20 protein-coding genes and 3 pseudogenes are annotated in these 22,870 nt (G+C 65.3%); 13 read left to right on the top strand and 10 right to left on the bottom strand.

The window, feature by feature from the left end; all coding sequences use genetic code 11:
- The first annotated feature begins 10 nt into the window (after positions 1 to 10).
- From LRS03_RS23890 to LRS03_RS27105, 13 genes and pseudogenes are all read left to right on the top strand, one after another.
- The gene (locus LRS03_RS23890) at positions 11 to 778 is read left to right on the top strand and encodes a formyltransferase family protein (protein WP_257828697.1); all 768 of its coding nucleotides are present in this window, start codon (positions 11 to 13) and stop codon (positions 776 to 778) included.
- Positions 775 to 1,698 carry a polysaccharide deacetylase family protein gene (locus LRS03_RS23885; protein ID WP_257828695.1) on the top strand — a complete coding sequence of 308 codons (924 nt, stop codon included), beginning with the start codon at positions 775 to 777 and terminating at the stop codon, positions 1,696 to 1,698. Before LRS03_RS23890 ends, LRS03_RS23885 begins: the two co-directional genes overlap by 4 nt.
- Before the next feature lie 58 nt (positions 1,699 to 1,756).
- Positions 1,757 to 2,515 carry a class I SAM-dependent methyltransferase gene (locus LRS03_RS23880; RefSeq protein ID WP_257828694.1) on the top strand — a complete coding sequence of 253 codons (759 nt, stop codon included), beginning with the start codon at positions 1,757 to 1,759 and terminating at the stop codon, positions 2,513 to 2,515.
- A 2-nt stretch (positions 2,516 to 2,517) separates the two neighbouring features.
- Positions 2,518 to 3,549, top strand: coding sequence for a glycosyltransferase family protein (locus LRS03_RS23875; protein ID WP_257828693.1), 1,032 nt, complete (start codon positions 2,518 to 2,520; stop codon positions 3,547 to 3,549).
- 11 nt (positions 3,550 to 3,560) lie between these two features.
- Positions 3,561 to 4,829 carry an O-antigen polymerase gene (locus tag LRS03_RS23870; protein ID WP_257828692.1) on the top strand — a complete coding sequence of 423 codons (1,269 nt, stop codon included), beginning with the start codon at positions 3,561 to 3,563 and terminating at the stop codon, positions 4,827 to 4,829.
- Positions 4,830 to 4,854: 25 nt separating this feature from the next.
- Positions 4,855 to 5,868, top strand: a complete 1,014-nt coding sequence (locus LRS03_RS23865; RefSeq protein ID WP_257828690.1) for an acyltransferase family protein — start codon at positions 4,855 to 4,857, stop codon at positions 5,866 to 5,868.
- Positions 5,865 to 6,911, top strand: a complete 1,047-nt coding sequence (locus LRS03_RS23860; RefSeq protein ID WP_257828688.1) for a glycosyltransferase — start codon at positions 5,865 to 5,867, stop codon at positions 6,909 to 6,911. The genes LRS03_RS23865 and LRS03_RS23860 overlap by 4 nt, the downstream gene beginning before the upstream one ends.
- Before the next feature lie 137 nt (positions 6,912 to 7,048).
- Positions 7,049 to 8,170, top strand: coding sequence for an NAD-dependent epimerase/dehydratase family protein (locus LRS03_RS23855; RefSeq protein ID WP_257828687.1), 1,122 nt, complete (start codon positions 7,049 to 7,051; stop codon positions 8,168 to 8,170).
- Positions 8,171 to 8,198: 28 nt separating this feature from the next.
- Positions 8,199 to 9,224 (top strand): WaaS/CpsH family glycosyltransferase, encoded by a 1,026-nt coding sequence (locus tag LRS03_RS23850; RefSeq protein WP_257828685.1) that lies wholly within the window; start codon positions 8,199 to 8,201, stop codon positions 9,222 to 9,224.
- Positions 9,221 to 10,246 (top strand): MraY family glycosyltransferase, encoded by a 1,026-nt coding sequence (locus tag LRS03_RS23845; RefSeq protein ID WP_257828683.1) that lies wholly within the window; start codon positions 9,221 to 9,223, stop codon positions 10,244 to 10,246. The genes LRS03_RS23850 and LRS03_RS23845 overlap by 4 nt, the downstream gene beginning before the upstream one ends.
- Positions 10,247 to 10,249: 3 nt before the next feature.
- On the top strand, positions 10,250 to 10,810 hold the full coding sequence (locus LRS03_RS23840; protein WP_257828682.1) for a PglD-related sugar-binding protein: 561 nt from the start codon (positions 10,250 to 10,252) through the stop codon (positions 10,808 to 10,810).
- A gap of 13 nt (positions 10,811 to 10,823) precedes the next feature.
- Positions 10,824 to 12,232, top strand: a pseudogene (locus LRS03_RS23835) (polysaccharide biosynthesis protein).
- A complete protein-coding gene (locus LRS03_RS27105; RefSeq protein WP_489739931.1) occupies positions 12,162 to 12,728 on the top strand; it encodes a polysaccharide biosynthesis protein in 567 nt (188 codons plus the stop codon). The pseudogene LRS03_RS23835 and the gene LRS03_RS27105 overlap by 71 nt, the downstream one beginning before the upstream one ends.
- Before the next feature lie 820 nt (positions 12,729 to 13,548).
- Here the strand turns inward: LRS03_RS27105 and LRS03_RS23825 are convergent.
- The 10 genes and pseudogenes from LRS03_RS23825 to LRS03_RS26635 all read right to left on the bottom strand — a co-directional run.
- Positions 13,549 to 14,133 (bottom strand): annotated as a pseudogene (locus tag LRS03_RS23825) (sugar transferase); the annotation flags it as partial.
- Positions 14,130 to 15,305: a DegT/DnrJ/EryC1/StrS family aminotransferase gene (locus tag LRS03_RS23820; RefSeq protein WP_257828680.1), complete on the bottom strand. Its 1,176-nt coding sequence runs from the start codon at positions 15,303 to 15,305 to the stop codon at positions 14,130 to 14,132. The gene LRS03_RS23820 and the pseudogene LRS03_RS23825, both read right to left, overlap by 4 nt.
- A 294-nt stretch (positions 15,306 to 15,599) precedes the next feature.
- Positions 15,600 to 15,881: pseudogene (locus LRS03_RS26640) on the bottom strand (class I SAM-dependent methyltransferase); the annotation flags it as partial.
- A gap of 137 nt (positions 15,882 to 16,018) precedes the next feature.
- Positions 16,019 to 17,053 carry a glycosyltransferase family 2 protein gene (locus LRS03_RS23810; RefSeq protein WP_257828679.1) on the bottom strand — a complete coding sequence of 345 codons (1,035 nt, stop codon included), beginning with the start codon at positions 17,051 to 17,053 and terminating at the stop codon, positions 16,019 to 16,021.
- Complete coding sequence (locus tag LRS03_RS23805) at positions 17,050 to 18,192, bottom strand: glycosyltransferase (protein WP_257828678.1); 1,143 nt, start codon at positions 18,190 to 18,192, stop codon at positions 17,050 to 17,052. The genes LRS03_RS23810 and LRS03_RS23805 overlap by 4 nt, the downstream gene beginning before the upstream one ends.
- Positions 18,189 to 19,106 (bottom strand): class I SAM-dependent methyltransferase, encoded by a 918-nt coding sequence (locus LRS03_RS23800; RefSeq protein WP_257828677.1) that lies wholly within the window; start codon positions 19,104 to 19,106, stop codon positions 18,189 to 18,191. Before LRS03_RS23800 ends, LRS03_RS23805 begins: the two co-directional genes overlap by 4 nt.
- A gap of 19 nt (positions 19,107 to 19,125) precedes the next feature.
- On the bottom strand, positions 19,126 to 20,364 hold the full coding sequence (locus tag LRS03_RS23795; RefSeq protein ID WP_257828676.1) for an oligosaccharide flippase family protein: 1,239 nt from the start codon (positions 20,362 to 20,364) through the stop codon (positions 19,126 to 19,128).
- Positions 20,361 to 21,110, bottom strand: a complete 750-nt coding sequence (locus LRS03_RS23790; RefSeq protein WP_257828674.1) for a TylF/MycF family methyltransferase — start codon at positions 21,108 to 21,110, stop codon at positions 20,361 to 20,363. Before LRS03_RS23790 ends, LRS03_RS23795 begins: the two co-directional genes overlap by 4 nt.
- Positions 21,111 to 21,186: 76 nt before the next feature.
- Positions 21,187 to 22,278 carry a glycosyltransferase gene (locus LRS03_RS23785; RefSeq protein ID WP_257828673.1) on the bottom strand — a complete coding sequence of 364 codons (1,092 nt, stop codon included), beginning with the start codon at positions 22,276 to 22,278 and terminating at the stop codon, positions 21,187 to 21,189.
- Positions 22,275 to 22,814, bottom strand: coding sequence for an acyltransferase (locus LRS03_RS26635; protein WP_308296461.1), 540 nt, complete (start codon positions 22,812 to 22,814; stop codon positions 22,275 to 22,277). Before LRS03_RS26635 ends, LRS03_RS23785 begins: the two co-directional genes overlap by 4 nt.
- Positions 22,815 to 22,870 lie beyond the last annotated feature (56 nt).

Here is a 22,870-nt window from a genome sequence, read left to right as displayed (position 1 = left end):
CATCTCCGGAATGAAAATCATGGCGCCCAAGGCTCTGATCCTCACCAGCGACAAGCCGCGACATCGTTTTTTTGCGGCAACTATCGCCTCCCGGTTCCTAGCCCCATTTGCACTGCTGGAACAGAAGAAGAGCTACTACACCGAGCAATTGGCCAATTCAGAGGCGGTACGCCAGCACTTTGCGCGCAATGCCGAAGCCGAGGCGCTTTGGTTTCAGATCGACGCCAACGCCTTCGAACCGGAACAGCGCCGCGTTCCCGACATCAACGACCCCGCCTGCATCGAGTGGGCACGGGACCAGGGCTTTGACGTGGTGTGCCTGTACGGGACCGGCATCCTGGGGCCGCAGTGGCTGTCCGCATTCCCGGACCGGATCGTCAACCTGCATCTCGGTCTGTCCCCGTACTACCGCGGCTCGGCAACGCTGTTCTGGCCCTTCGTTCATCGGGAACTGCATCTGTTGGGAACCACCATCCACCTGGCCACCGCCAAGGTGGATGGTGGAAACATACTGGCCCGTGTCCGCCCGGATCTGCGCGAACAGGAAGACTACTACGCCATCACCCATCGCCTGATCCGCGACTCGATACTGCAAGTGCCGACAGTCATCGGTGACTATTTGAGCGGCACGGTCACCGCCATGCCGCAGGAACAGGTGAAAGGTCGGTTCTGCCGCAAAGCCGACTTCAACGACCTGGCACTGCAGTCGGCCCTTGACTATGCCGGTACTGGCTTGGCCGCTGCGGAGATCGCCAACATTCGCTCGCTGATGCCATGACACTGCTGGCCATTAATCACCACTACTACCGTACCGAGTCGACCGGTCGCGGCATCTACCCCACCACGCCGCAGGCATTGCGCGCCGAAGTCGAGCAGGTCGTCGCTCATGGCTGGAAGATCGGCGACCAGCGAGACCTGCTGGATCATCTAGAAGGACTCGACCGACCGCGACGGTTGTGCGTGCTGACATTCGACGACGGCCTGAAGGAGCAGATGACAGCCATCGTCGATCTCGCGGCCGTCGGCGCGTGTGCCATCTGCTTCGTGCCCACCCAGCCCCTTCTGGAACTGCAGGTACTGGATGTGCACAAGTTGCAGATGGTCCGTGCTCGCCTGCCCGACGAGCAACTTGCGGACATGCTGAACCTCAGGTTCGGCTTCCATGGGAGGGAGTTCGACGAGCAACATCTGGCGATCCAGTATCGCTACGATGCGCCACTGAGCCGACGGGTGAAGTACTTCCTGAACTTCATGCTGGAGCCTCAGGCGCGGGACAGCTGGCTCTCGCAAGCCTTCTCGGATCTGCTGGGAGACGAGCGCGCCGCTGCAAGCTCGCTCTACATGACCGAAGACGATCTGCGGCTGCTCGCTCGCCTCGGTCTGATCGGTTCGCATGCCCACAGCCACCGTCCGCTGGCCACCCTGGATGCGGCAACCCTGGGTTCGGAGTTGCAGAGGTCTTTCGACGAACTCAAGCGCATCACCGGCGTCGCACCACTCGGTATCTCCTACCCCTACGGTGGACAATCCGCGGTCAGCCAGGCTGTATTCGACGCCGCCACTGACTGCGGCTATCGATACGGATTCACGATGAAGCGCGGCACTACCGAAGTGACCGAAGCCTTGCAGGGCCAGGCCATGTCACTGAATCGTGTTGACACGAACGATGTAGCCGATTGGCTCGCAGCGGGCCATTGACCGCCAAGCGATACGAATGCCAGATCACAGACAAGGATGAAAGAGCAGCAGGTGCCAAATGATTGAAGATGGGTCGAAGTACTTTCATGAGGATGTCCAGTATTCCGATGCGCTTAAGGCCCGTCTGGCCCAGGGTGTCGAGATGGACTCGGCCAAGGCCATGGGGCAGTACCTGCAGGATTGGTGCGGTGGTGACCTGGACATCGTTGACTTCGGCGGCGGCCCGGGGCACTACCTCCCCGTCATCCGGTCGCGCTATGCCAAGGGGCGGCTCAGCTATAAAAGCGTGGACATCGACGCCACGCATGTCGAGTTCGGCAAACGGCACTTCGCCGGGCAACCCGACGTGGAGTTCTGCGTTGGCTCGGTCATGACGCCGGAGCCCCACCTTGCGCGAGCCAACTGCGTGGTGTCGGCCAACACGCTGCCCCATGTCCCTGCACTGGCCCCCCTGCTGGCCTGCCTGCGTGAGTCGAAGAACATTCGCTACATCGTGTTCCGCATGCTGATCGGCAATGAGTGCGTGCAGATCAAAAAGCATCTGCGCGCCGATCACTTCGAACATCTGTTCGATCGGGATTTCCAGTTCAACAACATCTACTCTGCGGACTATCTGGCCCATGGCCTTGGGCCAGATTGGGCGTTGGAGATCCGACCCGACATCTTTGATGCGAGCCGCCTGGAGCAGCACCGCCTGCCAGAACAGGAGACCAATCCGTTCTATGGCAATCGCGTCTCGCGTCCGGTAAACGGCATGATCTTCAAGGGCGACATCTACATGCCCTGGAAGTTCGTCCTCGGCCGCCGCATCGCCTGAGTGTGAAGATCTTTGCCCTCGCCATAGGCGACCGGCGCCGCGCAAGCTCGAGGCTGCGCGTGTGGGATCACGTGGACTGGCTGCGCGCGCAAGGCCACCGCGTGACGAGCGACCACGTGATGCCACCCGAAGTGCAGCGCATCACCGCAGCAGTGGCATGGCGCTTTCTTGTCCGATGGCCGCAGTGGGCGTGGCACTTTCTGCGTGCCGACCGGGTGCTGATCCAAGAGACGCTGCTGCTCGCCCCACTGATGTGGCTCAAGCGCGTGGGAAAGAAGCGCCGCGTTGTATTCGACTTCTCCGACCCCGTCGACACCATCGGCGCAGGCCTGCGCAACCGCCTGCAGCGCCTGGGCTTTGCGGCCATGACACGCGGTGCCGACCACGTGATCGTCGAGAACGCGGCCTACCTGGTAGATCTGGGGAACCGTGGCATCTCCGCCTCTCAGTTCTATGGCCCGGTAGATGTCGACCGCTATCAGCAGAATGCACCAGCTGCGAAGGCGACCCGCCCTGCAGATTCGACAGTTCGCATCGGCTGGACAGGCAGCCCAGGCACGCTGCCTTTTATCGCCCCACTGTTTCCCGCGCTCGACGAGCTGGCGCGGACACACCCGATCGGCTCCATGCTAATCGGTGTGTCGTCGGTGGACCATGACTTCAAATACCTCAAGCTCACCTGCCAGCCATGGAATGAGCATGAGGAGTTCCGGCTCGTACCGAGCTTCGACTTGGGCTTATTCGTACTCGACGGGTCCGAACGGTCAAAGAGGAGAGGAGCTGGCAAACTCTTCATTTACATGGCTGCTGGTGTGCCCTTCGTCGCCACCGATCTGGGCATTGCACACGACCTGATGCAAGAATCCGGGGTCGGCTTCTCCGTCCCGACACAGGACGAGTGGCTCCGCGTTCTGGGGACTGCGGCAGAGAATGCGCAGCTTCGCCATGCAATGTCGGAGGAAGGCGTAGATTTCGCGAGGCTGCGACTGTCCTACCAAGCCTTTCGCGCACTGGTGAGGCGAATACTGCTGTGACGCTCCACTCCTTGCTCGTCATGTCCGTGATGGGGATCGCGCTGGCAACGGCATGGTCGGCATGGCGGTATCGGCTCAACCCGATCGTGATCGCACTCCTCGCATGGACTCCGGCGGTGGTACTGACGACCATCCCATACGAATTCGTGCTGCCCCTCTACGATCACTTGAACAAGGGCGTCGGGCTGCCCGCCGTCGTCGCGATGCTGATGGGCTTCGCAGGATTTTCCATGGGGGTGCTCGTCACGCATGCCTTCTATGGCCACAAACCTTGGGACATGATTGCCGCCAGGCACTCAGCAATCACGGCCACAGATGACAGGCGCCTGCTGCAACTCTTTCTCGTCGGGCTGGCAATCTTCTCGTACGCATTCTCGCGCTCCGGCCTCGCGTTCCAGCTGGGGCTTGAACCCGACGAGATCTTCAAGAGCCGGTTGGCTTTCCATCTGGGACCCATCAGTTCGGCGGTCCTCTTTCTCGACGTCACGGCGATCGTCTTCTTCGCCAAGTTGATGGAGAACCGGCGCATGGTGTATGTGCTGCCGATGCTGATCGCCATCGCGGGCTACATGATCACGCTCCAAAAGAGCCGCGTGATGTTCATGGGCCTGTCTGCAGTGTTCCTGCTGCTGCTCTATCCAGCGCAAGCGCGGGAACTGGTCTTCGGCACGATGACCCGCCGCTTGGTAACCGGCCTGGCAGTACTGACCGTTATCGCCGGGCTGTTCATCATGAATGCGATGCGCGGCATCGGCTTGATCCCCAACACGACCTTCGAGTCACCCCTGGTCGAGCAGACCTTCATCTACAGCGGCGCGACCGCCGTGCTCAATCTCTCTGCGGCCGTTGAAGGGCACGTGCCGAGCGACGCACCGACCTACGGCATGGTGCTGACACGGCCAGTCCTCACGCATTTCATCGCCAATCGCGAACTGCTCAATCCGACCAAATACTTCGAAGGCCTGAACGCAGCCACTTACCTCATCTACCCCTGGGGTGATTTCCGATGGTTCGGCTTCCTCCTGGTGCCCTTCCTGACGGGCATGCTCGCAACCATCTACCTGCGCGCAGCCCTGCGCAAGACCGTCATGGGGCTGACGCTAGGTTCACTCGCCTTCACAGCCGCCGTCTTTTCGGTCAACACCGACGTCATCTTCGACCAGACCACGCTCGTGGTGATGCTCATGGCGTTCATCGCCCATTCCTATGCGAAGGTCAGACCGAAACGGCGCAAGGCAAAACGGGCGGCACCTGTGAACGCCGAACCAAGCACCTCCTGAGCATGGCCGGCAAGAGACATTCGACGTGAAGTTCAACAACATCGCAGAGCTTCGGCTGCTATTCGCGCTGTGTGTCGTCGTCTCCCACACGATCCAGCTGGCCGGCTTCAAACAGTACGACGCATGGCGACTGATCCTGTCGTCCGAGGTGGCAGTTCAGGCCTTCTTCATCCTGAGCGGGTTCCTGGTACTCGGGAGCTATGCCCGCACCCCGCAGATCGGCGGCTTCTACCTGAGAAGAATCCTCCGCATCTACCCCGCCTATGTCGTGGCCGTGCTGCTCTTCCTGGCATTGGGCATCGCCCAGGCCCGATCCCTCGGCGCTGACGTGCACTTCAGCGAGGTGGGGCGCTACTTGGTCGCCAACCTGAGCCTGCTGAACTTCCTGCAGCCCGGCGTGACGGGTGTCTTCCACAGCCACGCCTACACGGAGATCAACGGTGCACTGTGGACGATCAAGATCGAAATGATGTTCTACGCACTCGTCCCCTTGCTGCACGCGTGCGGCCGGCGGTGGTCATTCAGGCTGGTCGCCGCGATGCTGATGATCATCGGCCTGTGCTGGCGCCCGCTACTGGATCTGCTGCAGGCATCGACCGGCCAAAACATTCACCCGTCCCTGGCGCACCAGTTGCCTGGCCAGCTTCATTTCTTCGGACTGGGCGTGCTGCTGTTCGACCTAGCCAACCGTCCCGCGCATCGTTTCGGCAATGCATGGATCGCCCTTGGCGCGCTACTGCTCGCCTACACACTGGGCGACATGCGGGCTGCCTTGCAGATGCTGCTCGTGTCTCTTTTCATCTTTGCGGCCACACACATGCGGCAATGGCGCACACCGTTCGAAGACGCCGATTTCTCTTACGGGGTCTATCTGTCCCACTTCCCGATCATCCAGCTGTTGATCGGCGCTGGTGCCGCCAGCCTCGGCGCAGGCGGCTTCCTCGCATTGGTGCTTGTGCTGGCGACAGCCTATGCGATGGCCAGCTGGCACAGGGTGGAACGCCCCGCATTGCAACTTGCGAGGAATGCCGCCGCATGAAGCTTGGTATCGACATGCACAACGTCCGCAATGGCGGGGGCGTGAGCTACATCTCCAACATCCTTCGCGTGTTCGACCCGCACAAGCATGGTTTCAGCCGTGTCTGCGTGTTCGGATCTAACGAGGTGTTGGCACTTTTGCCAGATGGCCCGCACATCGAGAAACATCCGCAGGCTATCCTGTCCAGGAACCTGCTGTTCCGCCTGTTCTTCGTGTTCTTCCTGCTAGGGGGCGAGCTGCGGCGCACCGGGTGCTCCTTGTTGTACAGCCCGGGCGGGCTCTACTTCGGCGGCATCCGTCCCTTCGCGACGATCAGCCGCAACATGATGCCCTTTGAACCCGAGCATTGGGGCATGTACCCGACCTTTAGCTTCGACCGGCTGCGCCTGCACCTGCTACGCCGCTTCCACGCCATCACCTTCCGCCGGGCCGACGGCATGGTGTTCCTCACCACCATTGCAGAGCGCATCGTGGGCGGTGCGATGGGTACCCCACGCGGTCGCACGGCGGTGATCGCCCACGGCGTCAACCGCAAGCTGTTCCGTCGCAGCGACGATTCACCGCCGCTTCCTGCCACGATAGACCCCCAGGGGCCGATCCGCCTGGTCTACCCTAGCCGCCTCGAGCCGTACAAACACCAAGTGCAAGTCATTGAAGCCGTGAAGGCGCTGCGCCGTGAATATCCCCAGCTGACCATCGACCTGTGCGGCCCCGCCAACCCAGACTACAAGGTGATCGTCGACGCAGCGCTGGACGCCTCCGGCCTGGGACCCGAGGCGGTCCGATACCACGGCGAGCTGCCATTGGCCGCCCTTCCACCGCTCTACGGACAGTCCCACCTGCTCGTCTTCGCCTCGTCTTGCGAGAATCTTCCCAACACGCTGATCGAAGCCCTGTGCTTCGGCATCCCCATCGTGAGTTCACGGCACCCGCCAATGCCCGAAGTTGCCCGAGACGCCTGCCTGTACTTCGATCCGTCCGACAGCCAGTCGATCGTGCAGGCCATCAGGGGGGGTGCTGATGGATTGGCCGGCCGCCCTTGAGCGCGTTCGCATCGGTCAGACATTGGCGGATCGCTATTCCTGGGAGACCTGCGCAGAGCAGACGTTCGGGTTCCTGCATGGACTCCTCCCGGCGGCCACCGCCGCTTCCGCGGCCGCCACCCACTAGAGACTGCACCATGAAAAGAATCGTCATCCTCGGAGGCCTCGGCTTCATCGGTCTCGAACTCTGCCGCCGCCTCGTCGGGCAGGGCCACGAGGTGGTAGCCATCGACAACCTGTCCCCGCAAATTCACGGCGAAATGCCGGCGACCGTCGTGCCTGAGGGCACTCGCGCTGTACGGCTCGACGTACGCGAACTCGCCGAGCGGCCCGACCTGTTCGAAGGGACCAACGCCGTGTTCCATCTCGCAGCAGAGACCGGCACTGGCCAGTCAATGTACAGGATCGCCCACTATGTGAGCGTCAACGGATTCGGCACTGCGGCCTTGCTCGAAGCCATCGCCAAGTGCAACAAGCGGCCAGCGCAAATCGTGGTGGCCTCCAGCCGGAGCGTCTACGGCGAAGGCGCGTATGTTTCGCCCAAGGCCCCGGATCGCCTGCTGCAGCCCGCCCCGCGCACGCGAGCCCAGCTCGACCGCGGCCAATGGGAGCCGCTCGACTCCGATGGCGTGCCACTGCAGGCAGTGGCCACGCCGGAGACGCTCGCATTCGCGCCGGGCTCTGTGTACGCCGCCACCAAGGCCTCTCAGGAGCTGCTGCTGATGTCGGCATCGGCCGCGCTCGGCTTCAAGAGCACCGTGTTCCGCTTCCAGAACGTGTACGGTGAAGGCCAGTCGCTGCGCAACCCGTACACCGGGATCATCTCCATCTTCTTCAACCGCGCCCGCCAGGGCATGGAGATCCCGCTGTATGAAGACGGCCTTGAGTCGCGCGATTTCGTGCACGTGCACGACATCGTCAACGCGCTGACGCGATCCGTCGGGGCCGACCTTCCGCCCGGTGCTGTGATGAATCTCGGCGCAGGACGCCCGACGTCGGTGACCGAACTGGCGCACGAACTGCTGGCCGCTGCAGAGCTGACCGTGCCCGTGCGGGTGACGGGCCAGTTCCGGGTAGGCGACATCCGCCATTGCTTCGCCGATCTAACGCAAGCGCACTCGCTGCTCGGCTACACACCGGAGGTGAGCCTTTCGCAAGGACTGCGGCGCTTCTGTGCGTGGGCCCAGGCGCAGCCCGTTCACGAAGACCGCCTTGCCGCAGCCACCGAGGAACTCAGGCGCAAGGGCCTGGCCAATTGAGCGCACCCAAGCGCCGCACCGTTGCCACATGAGCGGGATGCTGACAGGCCAGCGGGTGCTGTATGTCGCCCCGCGCTTCTTCGGCTACGAGGTCGCGATACGCCAGGAACTCGAGCGGCGTGGCGCTCAGGTGGACTGGCTGCCCGATCGTCCTTTCGACACCCCACTGCAGAAGGCCGTGACGCGGCTCGGCCGCAGCACGGTGCTGCCTTTGGCCAATCGTCTCTACCGCAAGATGCTTTCGCAGTGGGACGCGCGCCACTACGACTGGGTGTTCGTAGTCAACGGTCAGACGCTTTCCCTGGAAATGCTGAGAGAGATCCGGCGCAGCTTCCCAATGGCAAGGACAGTTCTCTACGCCTGGGATTCCATCGAGAACCGCCGTGGCATCGTGGACAACCTGGGTGAGTTCGACGCGACCTTCAGCTTCGATCCCCAATGCGCAAAGCACTTCGGAATGCAGCTGAGGCCGTTGTTCTTTTCACCGGGTTTCAGCCGCCCGGTCACGCCGGACTTCGACCACCACCTGAGCTTCATCGGGACTGCCCACAGCGATCGCTACGCGGTGGTGAGCCGCTTGAGAGACACGCTGACGGCCGACATCCAGGCGTATTGGTATCTCTATCTTCAAGCGCCTTGGGTCTACCACGCGTACAAACTCGCGAAACCCGCGATGCGCCGGGCCAGCATTGCAGAGTTCCACTTCGTGCCGCTCGACAAGGCCACAGTGCAGGAAGTCTTCGGACGATCCCGGGCGATCGTGGACATCGAGCATCCCCTCCAGCGCGGTCTCACCATGCGAACGCTTGAGACCGTCGGCGCTCGGAAAAAGCTCGTCACGACCAACCGGCACGTCGAGAACTACGACTTCTACCGCCCCGGAAACGTCTGCATCATCGACCGACGCGCGCCTGCGATTCCGCCAAGCTTCCTTCACTCCCCCTATGAGGAACTTGCTCCAGATGTTTACCAGCGCTACAGCATCGCTGGCTGGATGGACGAGCTGCTGTCCACCGATCGAAGCCAGCACACGCCCGCACCGCCTTCACGATGACCGTCCTCATCCTCCTCTTCGCTGCAGCCTGCGCGTCTGCACTGCTGACTGGTCTGGTGCGCCGCTACGCGATCTCGGCCAAACTCCTCGACCATCCCAACGCCCGCAGCTCCCACACGCTGCCCACGCCGCGTGGCGGGGGTGTCGCCATCGTGTTCAGCTTCCTCCTGGTGTGCACCGTTCTGGCGGTGCTGGGCTGGGTGCCGCGCCCGATGTTCTGGCTTTTCGGACTCTCGGCTGCGCTGGTCGCGCTGGTGGGCTTCGTCGACGACCGCAAGCCACTGCCAGCGCGCTGGCGCTTCCTGGCCCACATGGCGGGCTCGATCGGCTGCGTGGTGGCCCTCGGAGTCGTGCTGCCGCCCGTGCCCATGCTGGGCTGGCAGGTTGATCTGGGCTGGTTCGGCGTCGCCCTCGCCGCGTCGTACATCACGTGGATGATCAACCTCTACAACTTCATGGACGGCATCGATGGTCTTGCCAGCGTCGAAGCTATCAGCGTCGCACTCGGCGGGGCTCTGTGCTGGTGGCTCGCCACTGGCACCTCGATGTGGGCCGTGCCCGCACTCTTCGCTGCCTGCGTCGCCGGCTTCCTGGCCTGGAACTTCCCGCCCGCCAAGATTTTTATGGGAGATGCCGGCAGTGGCTTCCTCGGCCTGGTGCTGGGTTTCCTCTCGCTGTGGGCCGCCTTTCAGGCACCGGCCGTCTACTGGAGCTGGTTCATCTTGACGGGCGTCTTCATGGTCGACGCCACCACCACCTTGGTCCGGAGAGTCCGCCGCGGAGAACGCTTCAACGAGGCACACCGCAACCACGCCTACCAGTACGCCTCGCGCAAGCACGGCTCGCACAAGCGCATCACGATGGCCGTCGCGGCGATCAACACGCTGTGGCTGCTGCCTCTGGCAGTGGCCGTCGCCCTGGGCAAGCTAGATGGTTTGGCGACCACCATCGTCGCCTATATTCCGCTGGTCGCGCTGGCATTCAGGTACAAGGCTGGTGACCGCGCCCACCAGGAGGTCTGAGGGATGGAACGCTTGCTGATCGTCGGTGCGGGGGGGTTTGGGCGGTCTGTTGCCGAAGCCGTCCTCGCGACTTCACGCTACGCCCTCGTGGGCTTCCTCGATGATCGCTGGCCCGATGTGGAGCCGGTCTGGGGTCACCCTGTTCTGGGCAAGACGCAAATCGCACAGTTTTCCGCGCACGCCGATGCTGCGATCGTGGCACTCGGCGACAACGAAAGGCGTCGCCTGCTTTGCGAGGCCGTCCTCGCAAGTGGCATGCAACTGGCCAATGTGATCCACCCGGCCGCAGTTGTCTCGCCCAGTGCCAAGCTGGGCCGCGGTGTGACCGTCATGGCCGGGGCAGTCATCGGCTGTGAAGCCAAACTGGGTGACGGGGCCTTGGTGAACACCGGAGCTATCGTCGATCATCACGCCGAAGTACAGGACTTCGGACACTTGGGCGCCGGTTCTTGCTTGGCAGGTGGTGCAATCTTGGGTGAAAACAGCAGGCTCCTCCAGCGCGTCTCGTTGAAACCTGGAGAACGCAGCCCACCCAATACCACCATCAACGCACTCGCCGTCTGACGGTTCCACATTTATGCTGAAAACCAGATTCGGCAAGTTTCTCGCGACGCTCCCTCCGCAGGCCAAGCTCGCGCTGATGATCGGCAGCGATGCGGTACTACTGCCCTTGTGCGTCCTGGCCTCAGTTTCGTTCAGGCTTGGCTCCTTGAGCGATGCGCTGGAGACCGGGCTTGCGGTACAACTGATGCTCGGTCTACTGACCCTGCCCGTCCTGGGCGCCGCGGGCCTCTACCGCACCGTGGTGCGCTACATTGACGTGCGGGTGATCGCCGCGGCAAGTGCCGCGCTCGCAGTGGTGGTGGTGGTGGTGTTCGCACTGGCAAACTTGCTCAACGTGCATGTGCTACCACGCTCGTCGCTCCTGATCTACTGGTTTGTCGCCTTCACCTACGTCATCACCTCGCGCTTCATCGCACGGCAGGTACTGCGGCAAGGGCTCAAGAAGCCCGACCGGCCGCGCCTGCACACCGCCATTTATGGCGCCGGCGACGCAGGGGTTCAGCTGGCCCAGGCCATGCAGTTCAGCACTGAGTACCGTGCCGTCTGCTTCCTGGACGACCGAGCAGACCTGCACCGCAAGACGGTCGCGGGGCTCAAGGTTTACCACCCTGAACAGCTCGCCAAAGCAATCGATCGGCACGATGTCGCACAGATCGTTCTCGCAATGCCTTCGGCCACAATGTCGCGAAAGCGCCAGTTGATCACCGACCTGGAACATTCCGGCCTGCCCATCAAGATGCTGCCCGGTCTGGTGGATCTGGTGAATGGCCGGGCCGACGTCTCTGACATCCGCGAGGTCGATGTAGCCGACCTGCTGGGCCGCGACCCAGTACCGCCGGACTCCCAGCTCTTCTCACGCAACATCAGGGGGAAGGTGGTTCTCGTGACCGGCGCGGGAGGCTCCATCGGCAGCGAACTGTGCCGCCAGATCGTGTCGCAACGGCCGGCTGCGTTGGTTCTCATCGACCACTCCGAGTTCGCTCTTTACTCAATCGATCACGAACTGCGCCAGCATCCCAACCCCCCAGTATCGTGCCGTGCCTGGGTTCTGTCCTCGATGAGGACCTGCTGCTGCGAACATTCCTTGGCAATCGTGTCGAGACGGTCTACCACGCGGCCGCATACAAGCACGTGCCCATGGTGGAGTGCAACGTCAGGCAAGGCCTCCTGAACAATGTGATCGGGACGCAGGCGATCACCCGTGCAGCGATCGCAGCCGGCGTCGAAACCTGCGTGCTCATTTCGACCGACAAGGCCGTGCGCCCGACCAACGTGATGGGAGCATCGAAGCGCGCTGCCGAGCTTCATCTTCCAAGCCGCCGCACAACGCACCGACGGCACCGTGTTTTCGATGGTCCGATTCGGCAATGTATTAGGCTCCTCCGGTTCGGTGGTCCCGCTGTTCCAGCGGCAGATCCATGAGGGAGGCCCCATTACGATCACGCACCCGGACATCATCCGGTACTTCATGCTCATCCCCGAGGCCGCACAACTGGTGATACAGGCCGGTGCCATGGCACAGGGTGGCGAGGTGTTCGTGCTCGACATGGCTGAGCCTGTTCGCATTGCGGACCTAGCGCGCTCGATGATCCGACTCTCAGGTCTGAGCGAACGCACCCCCGAAAATCCCAATGGAGACATCGAGATCAAGTTCGTCGGCTTGCGTCCGGGGGAAAAGCTCTACGAGGAACTACTCATCGGCAGCGATGTCATCCCGAGCCAGCACCCCCGCATCATGAGTGCGCGCGAGCGCCACATCGACCCGCTGCTGCTCGACAAGATGATCGATTCGCTCAAGGCTTGTTGCGACGCGAACGACCATGACGGAATGATCCGGCAAATGAAAAACATCGTGCCGGAATACCGGTCGGCCGATGAGGTCAACGGCGAGGTCAGTGCGTCGCTGAAGACGCGCTGATCAGCTCGCTCTGATCAGGGACTGACAACACGACCAAGCCCGACTGGCGGGCAAGCTCGAATACGCGCTGGCGCTGGTCGGCACCGGTTTCCGACGTCGCGATGATCACATGCGTGGCGGTCGCCGTCAGAGACGGGTCGCGAATGCGGTCGTATCCACCGACCACCCGCACGCCGGCCACCCGGATGCCTTGGAGCGCCGGACTGTCATCGAGCAGGCACAGCACATGCCACCCGTGGCGCTGATGCAGGCCTGCCAGCAACCGCCGGGCCACTGGCCCCGCACCCAGCACGATCACGTAGCGCCGCGTGGCGTCGTCATCACCACTCGCCACAGCATTCGCGTGTTCCCAAACGACGCGCAGCGCCATGCGTGCCAGTGCCAAGGCGACCAGGCAAAAAACGGGGTGCAGCACCAACACCGCACGCGCCACGCCACTGAGTTGCGCCATGAGCACGGCAGCGGCACTCACGAGACCCGCGGCCAGGCAAGACAGCATCAGGCGTCGGAAATCGTCGAAGCCGAAATAGCGCCATACCGAATGACGCACTCCGAAGAGCTGCAGACTGATCAGATAGGCGACGACCACTCCGATTGAGACTGCGTCGTCATAAGGCGGACGCCCTGGCTGCCACCTCTCGAAGCCAAGGCGAAAGAGGTAGGTGATGTGCCAGCAAGCCAGCACGATCACGGCATCGACCGCAACGGCGAGCCACTTTCGGAGGCCGGACGTGTCGGTGAGGTGAGCTTCCACCCAACGCCAGAAGGTGAGATTGCTCACGATGCGTCGCACCTTGCGCTTGGCTGAATCGGGGAGCAACACAGTACGCAAGGTGAGGCCGAGTGCCCGCAGGTCGGTCGACAGCGAGGAATGATCGACATAGTTGGCTGCGAACTGCAGCTTTTCGGGGAGAATGACTTCCACATACTCACGCTCCGGGTTAACCGCACGGGCCAGCACTTCGCTCTCATCGCGAAACCGGAGCGAGGCAAAGTCGGTGATGCCCGGCCGCACGCTCAGCACATGCTCGCGGCGTTCGTCGGAATAGTGCTCCACATAGCGTGGCACTTCCGGCCGCGGGCCGACCAGGCTCATGGTGCCGCGCAACACATCGATCAGTTGCGCCAGTTCGTCGAGCTTCCAGCGCCGTAGAAACCCGCCGACGCGGGTGATGCGCACATCGTTTCCTATGGTAATTTCGGAGCCCGAATCGGCTTGCGCCACGCTCATCGTGCGGAACTTGAAGATCCGGAACGGCCTACCATGGCGGCCTACCCTTACCTGCCTGAAAAACACCGGGCCCGGTGAGTCGAGCTTGATCGCCAGCGCCAGCAACAGAAAGAGCGGGAACAGTACCAACAGGCCTGCAAGTGCCACCACGAAGTCGAACGCACGCTTGGTCATACGCCGGCACGGACCAATGCTCGTTCGAGTGCGCGCACCACACGGTCCACGTCGGCGAGCGTCATGCGCGAGTACATGGGCAGGCTGATGAGTCGCTCAAAAGTAACTTGGCTGCGCGGGAACATCTGAGGCGTCAGCCCGTAACGGTCACGCCAGTAGGGTTGCAGGTGCAGAGGGATGTAGTGGACGCTGCAACCGATGCCGCCAGCAAAGAGCGCTTCGATCACTTCATTTCGCGTCGCGCGAGCGTCAGGCGCCAAACGTACCGCATAGAGGTGCCAGGAGTGCACCTCGCCCGCTGCCGCGTGCCGCGGCAACATCAGCGGCAGCCCAGCGAGCACCTCGTCGTAGCGCTCGGCCACGCGCTGACGGGCTTTCTGGAACGCCCAGGCCTTCTTCAACTGCTGCAACCCCAGCGCGGAGGCGATGTCCGTCAGGTTGTACTTGAACCCCGGCGCCACGATCTCGTAGTACCAGCTCGGCACCTTGGCGGTGAAGCGGTCGAAGGCATCGCGGCTCATGCCGTGCAGCCGCATCACCTTCATGCGGTTGGCCAGCTCGGCGTGGCGCGTGACGACCATGCCGCCTTCGCCGGTGGTGATGGTCTTGTTGGCGTAGAAGCTGAAGACCGTCACGTCGGAGTCGAGCGTGCCGATGAGCTTGCCGCCGCAGGTGGTGGGCAGTGCGTGGGCGGCATCTTCCACCACCTTCAGGCCGTGCTTCTTCGCAATGGCCAGCAAGGCGGGCATGTCAGCTGCGAGGCCACCATAGTGCACCGGCAGGATGGCCTTGGTGCGCGGCGTGATGGCGGCTTCCACGGCCGCGGGGTCGATGCACAGCGTGGCGGGGTCGATGTCGACCAGCACCACGTCGGCGCCGAGATAGCGCACGACTTCGGCCGTGGCCGTGAAGGTGTGCGTGGTGGTGATCACCTCGTCGCCGGGGCCGATGCCCAGCGCTTCCAGCGCCAGGTGCAGGCCCGCGGTCGCGGAGTTAACCGCCAGCGACTGCAGCGACGGGTCGCCGAGGAAAGCGGTGAAGTCTTCTTCGAAGCGCTTGGTCTTCGGGCCGGTGGTGACCCAGCCCGAGCGCAGCGTGTCCACCACTTCGGCGATTTCTTCTTCACCGATGTCGGGCAAGGCGAATGGCAGGAACGGCAACTTCTCGGTCATGGAATCAGGTCTTGGCAAGCCAGCACAGCACGTGGGTGCGCAGCAGCGGCATGGCGTTGAACAGAGTGTAGAGCGCAGGGTGCACCCGCGCGACGGCACGGGCGATGGGGGAGCCAGCGTGAGCCTGCGCTTCATCATGCGGGCCTGCGGAAAGAGCTGCCGGATGCGCGCCACCGGCACACCACGGACGTCGCGATTGCGCGGGTTGTCGACGGTGAAGTCGTACCACAGCACCCCGCCGCCCGGCTTGACCGCGGCCCACATTGCGGCGGCCAGCCGCTGCTGGAAGGCGTTGTCGAGCAGTGAGGAAAAGACGGTGGACTGGAGCACGATGTCCACACTCGCCGCCGCCGGGCTCAGCGTGAGCGCGTCGCCTTGCGAGAGCGCCACGGCAGCGGGCAGGCGTTCACGCGCCTGCGCATGCCGCTCGGGCAGCAGCTCCACGCCGGAAAGCTTCGCCGGGTCGAAGCCCAGCTGGACCAGCTCGACGAGGTTGCTGCCGGTGCCGCTGCCCACTTCATGCAGGCGCAGCGTCGAAAGGTCGTGCCAGCCGAGCCGGCGAAAGAGCGCGAGCATCGCCCGCTGCCGCTCCTGCATCGCCCACAGCGCCGCGGGGTTGAGCAGGCTGTAGCGCGGGTCTTGCGCCGCACGCCGGGCGTAGCGCTCGCGCACGGCCTGGGCTTCGGTCGATTCCTGCGGCGCCTTGCCCATGTTCACCTCGTCAACGTCGTGAAGCCCGCACGGCCCGCGGCCCCGCGCAGCACATCCCACCAGCCCGCCAGCGAGCCGATGCCATAGCCGAGGTGGTAGGCCGCGATCACCGCAGGAATGCGCAGCAGCACCGGCAGGGCGCAGCGCTGCTGCTGCCACACCGCCCCCGTCATTGCCAGCACCGCACTGCCATACAGGGCAAGCAGCGCCACGAGCGGCCACACCAGGCCGAACCCGGCCGGCACCGCCAGCACCGCGAGCCCCGCCACGAAGACGCTCGGCACCAGATGCCGCAGCGACGCCGCCTGCCCGTGCTTCTTCATCACATACGGCTTCCAGTAGCCGTACTGCAGGTACTGCCGGAACACCTGGCCCAGGCGAGCCCGCGGCCGGTAGGTGCTGCGGATGCGCGCCGACTGCCAGACCCGGCCGCCGCCTTTGACGATGCGAAGGTTGTGCTCGTCGTCCTGGTTGCGCACGAGCTGCTCGTCGAAGCCGCCGAAGCGCTCGAAGGTGCGGCGCGGCCAGCTGCCGAGGTAGACAGTATCGACCCAGCCCTCGAAGTCGAGCCGGCGCGAGGAGGCGCCGCCCGCCACCCAGCGCGACTGGAACGCGGCGGCCACGGCATGCTGCATGGCGCCGGCACCCGCATCGGGCACCGCATGCCAGGGGCCACCCACGTTGTCGGCGCCGGTCTCGGCGTGCAGTGCCAGGCACTGCGCCACGTAGTCGGGCGCGTAGTCGGTGTGCACGTCCATGCGCACGATGATCTCGCCTTCGGCCATCTTGAGCGCGGCGTTCAGGCCGGGAGACACGATGCGGGCCGGGTTGTCGATCCAGACGATGCGTTCGTCGCGTGCGGCCAGTTGCTGCAGCAGCTCGCGCGTGCCATCGTCGCTCTGGCCATCGGCGACCACCAGCTGCAGTCGCCACCCGGCCGGCAGCTGCTGGCCCAGCACGCCGGCGCAGAAGCGCTCGATGTAGCGCCGCTCGTTGCGACAGGGCACGATCACCGAAACGACGCGCTCGCCGTTCATGCCGCCACCGCCGGGCCATAGGCCTGTTTCACGCCCACCTCGCGCAGCAGCGCCGTCCAGCGCCGTGCATGCTCGTCGGGGCTGAAGACGGCACGGCTGCGCTCGATGGCGGCACGGCCCATGCTGGCGCGCAGCGGCGGCGAGGCCAGCAGCTCGACGAGGGCTGCGGCCAGCGCGGGCACATCACCGGCCGCGACCAGGCGGCCGGTGTCGTCGCTCAGGATCTCGGCCGGGCCGGTCGGGCAATCGAACGCCACCGCCGGCACGCCCAACGCCTGTGCTTCCAGCAGCGCAAGCGGCATGCCTTCGTAGCGCGAGGGCAGCACGAACACGGCCGCCTCGCGGTAGAGCCCTTCGATTGCCAGCGTCGGCGCCAGCCACTCGACGCTGCCGGCCACACCGAGCTGCACCGCCAACGCTTCGTGCCCGGCGCGCAGCGGCCCATCACCCACGACGCGCAGGCACGCGTCGGGCACCCGGCGCACCACGTCGACCCACGCGCGCAGCAGCAGATCGAAACCCTTCTGCGCCACATGCCGCCCCACCGCCAGCACGATCGGCTGCGCCGGAAGGGCCGGCGCGCCGGCCTGCAGCGCCGAGCAGTTGTAGATGACTTCGGTGCGCGGGTTGATCGCACGGAAGCGCGGCGCGTCGGCCTGCGTGAGACTCACCACCGCCGCCACCCGGGGGTAGAGCCGCTCGCGCAGACGCTGCCACAGCCGCGAACGTGCCGCGAAGTGGTTGTGGTCGCAGCAGACCATGCGCGGGGCGAAACGGCCGCTGAAAAGCAGCACCGAGCACGCGGTGGTCAAGCCGTTGAGCAGCACCACGTCGGGCTGGTCGTCGCGGATCAGGCGAGAGAGCGCGCGGCCGATGTGCCATTGCGTGCGCAGCAGCTGCCAGGCTCGCCCTACACGCGAACGCGATTCGTCCTGCGGCAGCGCCGCCGTGCCGGCCAGCACCCGCACGGCGGGCGCAAGCGGGTAGCGCACCGCGCTGCGAGGTGTGGCGACGCTGCCCACGGCCACGTCCAGGCCCTCGCCCGCGAGGTGATTGGCCAGCATGCAGACGAAGCGCTCCACGCCGCCCGCGATGTCGAGGCGGTCACACAGGAGCAGCACGCGCACGGGTCGGCTCATCGGGGCTTGCGGATCAGCGTGTGCACGTCCACGCGCTGGTAGTCGGGGGCGGGCAGCGCGAGGCTCGCACGCTGCATTGCACGAAGGCGTTCGCGGCCCGCGCGCAATGCATCGATCAGGCCCCACTGCGCGAACTGCCGCACCAGGCGCTGGCGCACGGTCGGTGCCACGGCCGCTGGGGTTGCCGCGGAAGGACCGGTCACCCACTCGTCCTGTGCGTAGTCCGACTGCTGCGGTGCCGGCAGCGGCCCGATGTCCCGCAGCTTGCGCGCCAGCACCAGCATGTAGACCTCATGGCTGTTGCACAGGTTCACGCGCCGCTTGACCTCCATCGGATTCGCCACCTTCCACCAGTGGCGCCGGTCGCCCTTGACCGCGAACCACACGCCGAGCAGCGCGAAGCCGTTGTCGCGGCGGTAGAGGTTGAAGAAAAGTTCTGGCGAGAACTGGTAGAAGCCGTGGCCCGACAGGTTGTTGGCCGGCAGCGAATGGAAGACATGGCCGCCGACCTTGCACAGGTCGACGACGTTGCGCCACGCCACCGGGAAGTTGAAGACGTGCTCCAGGCAACCGAAGTCGAGCACCGCGTCATACGCACCGCGCTGCGCGCTGGGCTCGGGCCACGGCAGGTTCATGTCGTGCAGGTGCGTGGCGTTCTCATAGGCCGAGGCGTCGACCGACTCGGCGTCTCGCGCCCCCAGCCATTGCTGCATCAGCGGCTCGAAGTAGCGCGGCACGCCCGCCGCACGCGCCGGTTCGACCAGCGGCGGCAGGCCGCGCAGGCGACGGTGGTCTTCCAGCTCGAAGGACTCGATGAACAGGGCCTGGCGGCCGATCGCCAGCGTGCGCTCGTAGCGCACGCCGAGGTCTTGCGCATGCGCCAGGAAGTTGAGGTTGTGGATGTCGATGCCCACGATCGTTCGTCTCTTCTTTTCAGCGGCGTGCCGTGAGCCACATGCCCACCACCGCAACCGTCATCACCAGCAGTTCGACCCCGATCGCCACCCAGGCCAGGCCGACGGGGCCGGCCGCGCCGCCCCAGGTCGCGGCGCCCAGCGTGCCGGCGATGCCGCCGATCACCACGCAGCTGCGGTAGGCGGTGTCAAACCGGGTGCTGCCAAGCATCCAGTAGCCAATGAACTTCCAGCCCAGCAGCAGCGGAAGCAAGGCGCCGAGCACGAGCATGGTCGCGCGCAGGGTGGCCAGGTCGATGCTGCCGGCACGCGCGAGCACCAGCGGCTCGATGACCTGCCAGCCGGCCACGCCCAGCGCGTACAGCACGAGACCCACCACCACCCCGCCTACGCTCCAGCGCGCGGCATAGCGCAAGGCCATGCGTGCGCCCTGTTGGAAGAGCGTGACGATGCGCGGGTAGACCACCGCGAACACCGGCTCGGCCGCATTGAGCACCGCACGCACCAGGCGGTCGGCCATGAAATAGGTGCCGAGATCGGGTTTGCTCATCTGCAGCGAGGCGGCCGCCGGCAAGGCGTAGGAGTAGGCGGCCCCGGCGATCGAGACGGGCATCATGGTCCAGCCCAGGCGCAGCCCGGGGCGCACGGCGGGCACGCTCCAGAGGCCCTGCTCGCCCGGCAGGTCGCGCCGCAGCCACCACCAGCCCAGGGCGGCCAGCACGGTCGAGGCCGCGAGCTGCAGCGTGAGATAGACGATCGCGCTGTGGGCGAACGCCCAGCTGGCGGCAATGAGCAGCGCATAGACCACCAGCTCCACCTGCGCCCATCGGGCCAGCTGCTGCGTGGCCTGCAGGTACCAGGTGGCGGGCCAGCCGAGCGCACAGGCCAGGGCCGCGATCGTCAGCGTGTCGGCCCAGGCGTCGCCTCCATGCCCCGCCACCTGCACGGCCACGAACGACAGAACGATCGCCGGAATGCACAACACGCAGCGTGCGCTGAACACCTGTTGCGCAAGCTGCCAGCGGCGCGGTGCATCGGCGTTGACCGCGAGGCGCGTGGCCGCGGCCAGGAAGCCGCCCTCCACCACCATCGCCAGCAGCGCACTCCACACCAGCACGAAGCTCAGGCGGCCGAACTCTTCCGGCCCCATGCGCGTGGCCATCAGCGGCAGCACCAGCACCGGCAGCAGCAGGCGCACCGCCGCCGCGGCATACACCGCCGGCAAGGTGCGCGAGAGCTTGGGTGCCGTGGCCGTCATGCCTTGATGTGCAAGCGCGCGGTGTAGTCCACGCGGTGCAGGAACACCGGCTCGGCGGCGTTCGCAAAGTATTCGTCCACTGCCTGGCGGGCGCCTTGCCAGTGGCCGTAGTCGTCGATGATGAGCGGGCCGTGCTTCGCCAGCAACGGGTAGAGGTGCTGCAGCTCGTGGCGGGTGGACTCGTACCAGTCGGTGTCGAGTCGCAGCAGGGCGATCTGCTTCGGCAGCGTCGCCGGGATGGTGTCTTCGACCTTGCCCTGCACGTAGTGGATGCGCTCGGCCGGGTAGCCGGTCGACGCCAGGTTCGCCTTCACGTCCTCCAGCCCGGCCACGGCCCACAGGGGGTGCTCGCGGTCGGTGCGCTCGAGTTGCGTTTGCGCCAGTTCGCCGCTCAGTGCCTTGTCGTGCTCGGTGGGCTCGCTCATGCCCTCGAAGGTGTCGTAGAGGTAGAGGTGGCGCGATGTGTCGCCACGCGCCATCAGCGCGAGCGCGATGGCCATCATGCTGCCACCACGCCAGACGCCGCACTCGACGATGTCACCTGCGATGCGGTGCTTGACGATGTGGTCGACGGCGCCGAGGAGGCTCGCGCGGCGCTCCAGGCTCGTCATCGTGAAGGGGGACACGCGCTGGATGATCTGGCGGTCGGCCGGCGTCAGGTCGGCGAGCGACTGCGCGTCACGGTCGCCGGTGCGGGCCAGTTCCCAACCGGCGCGCGCCAGCGCGGCTTTGAAGAGTCTTTTCATGGGTGGTATGGGGTCGATCGGGCGGCAGGCGGCCGCGGATCGAAGGGCCGGATTGTCGCACCGGGTGCAGTGCAGGCTAGGCCCGGTACGCCTCGCCGGACTCCGCGAGCAGCCGCTCCCACTGCAGCGCCGCCTGCGCGGCCGCCAGTTTGCGCCGCACCTCCTCGCCGTTCGCGGCCAGGTGGTCCAGGCAGGCCAGCACGGCTTCGGGCGTGCGATCGCGCAGAAGCAGGCCTTCCAGGCCGTGGCGGCGCATGAAGGCGCCGAGGTCGCCGGTGTCGGTGCAGAAGAAGAGGCGGCCGTGGTTGAGCAGCGCGTAGTGCACGCCCGATTGCGTGGCGCGCTGATAGGGCAGCAGGAAGACGGCGTCTTGCCCGAGGAGGGTCAGCAGTTCGGCGTCGCCCAGGAAGGCATCGCGAACCGTCACGCCGAGCTGCCCCAGCTCTTCGCGCAACGGTGCGAGCGCCGGCGCCCAGGCGCCGTGCACGGCGAGCACCATGCCGCGGCGCTGCACTTCGGCCGAGCGCGCGAGGTCGGCAAACAGCTCGACGCCCTTGTAGGGCTGCACCCGGCCCCAGAACGCCAGCGTGCGTGGCACGGTGGTCGAGGTGTAGGGCACCACGGGCGCGGTCGGCGTGACCGGCAGCAGTCCGTGCGGCAACACACTCGCCTTGGCACGGAAGGCCTCGCCGTAGCGCCGCAGGAAGTCGTCCCGGCTCGCCTCGCTCACGAACACCAGCCGGCGGGCGCGTTCCGCCAGCCGGCGCGTCGGCCCATGCTGCGCGCCCTCGAAGCCGTGCGGCACGGCGTTGTGCACCGTGAAGACAAACTTGCGGCGCAGCCACCCGAACACCAGCACTTCGGCCGGCCAGAAGCCGCTGAACTGCAGGTTGACGATGTCGTAGCGACGCGCATGCCACAGCAGCGACAGCAACTGCATCGCATAGGCCAGCGCCCCCCGCCAGCGCGGCGCCACGCTGCTGGAGATGGCCCGGGCGACCACCCACACGCCCGGCAACGCCCGCATCGCGTCGAGGAACTCGCCGTTGTAGCGGGTGGTCGAGCCGTAGAAGTCCACCGTGCGCCCGTTCGCCGCCAGCGCCTTCACGAGGTGGAAGTCGTAGGGCAGCACGAAGGAGCCCGGGTCGACGATGGCGATACGTTTCAATGCGCGAACCAGAAACGGCGCCTGAGCGTGTACGCCGGCACGCAGCCCCGCTCGCCGATGTCGACCGCCGGGTTGCCGCCGACCATGCGGCCGGGCGGCACGTCTCTCGTCACGACCGCGCCGGCCATCACCACGGCGCCCTGCCCCACGTGAACACCGGGCATCAGCATCGCACCGGCAAACACCACCGCATGGTCGTCGATGCGGATCGGCGCGGCCTTGGTGGCAAAGCTCGGGTCGCGCGGGTCGTGCCCCATCGTGTAGAGCTTGGCGTCGTGCGCGATCGACACGTTGCAGCCGATCTCGATGCCGCCGCGGTTGTCGAGGTACACCCCGCGGTTGATGAGCGAACCCTCGCCCACGGCGAGCCGGCCCACGTGGAAGAAGCGGATGCCGCCCTGCAGCGTGGCATTGCGATGGATGCGAAAGCCGCACAGGCGGTACAGCACCGGGCGGACGAAAAACGGCAGCCGGCCGTGCACGGTGTTGATCAGCGCCAAGGCGATGAAATAGAGCTGATCGGCCACATGCCTCATAGGGCCGCGATTCTAGGGGTGGCCCACTTAGAATCGCCGGTTCGCTCAACCGCTTC

Source organism: Rhizobacter sp. J219 (assembly GCF_024700055.1).
GTDB lineage: Bacteria > Pseudomonadota > Gammaproteobacteria > Burkholderiales > Burkholderiaceae_C > Rhizobacter.
This window is presented reverse-complemented; position numbering and strand designations above follow the sequence as displayed.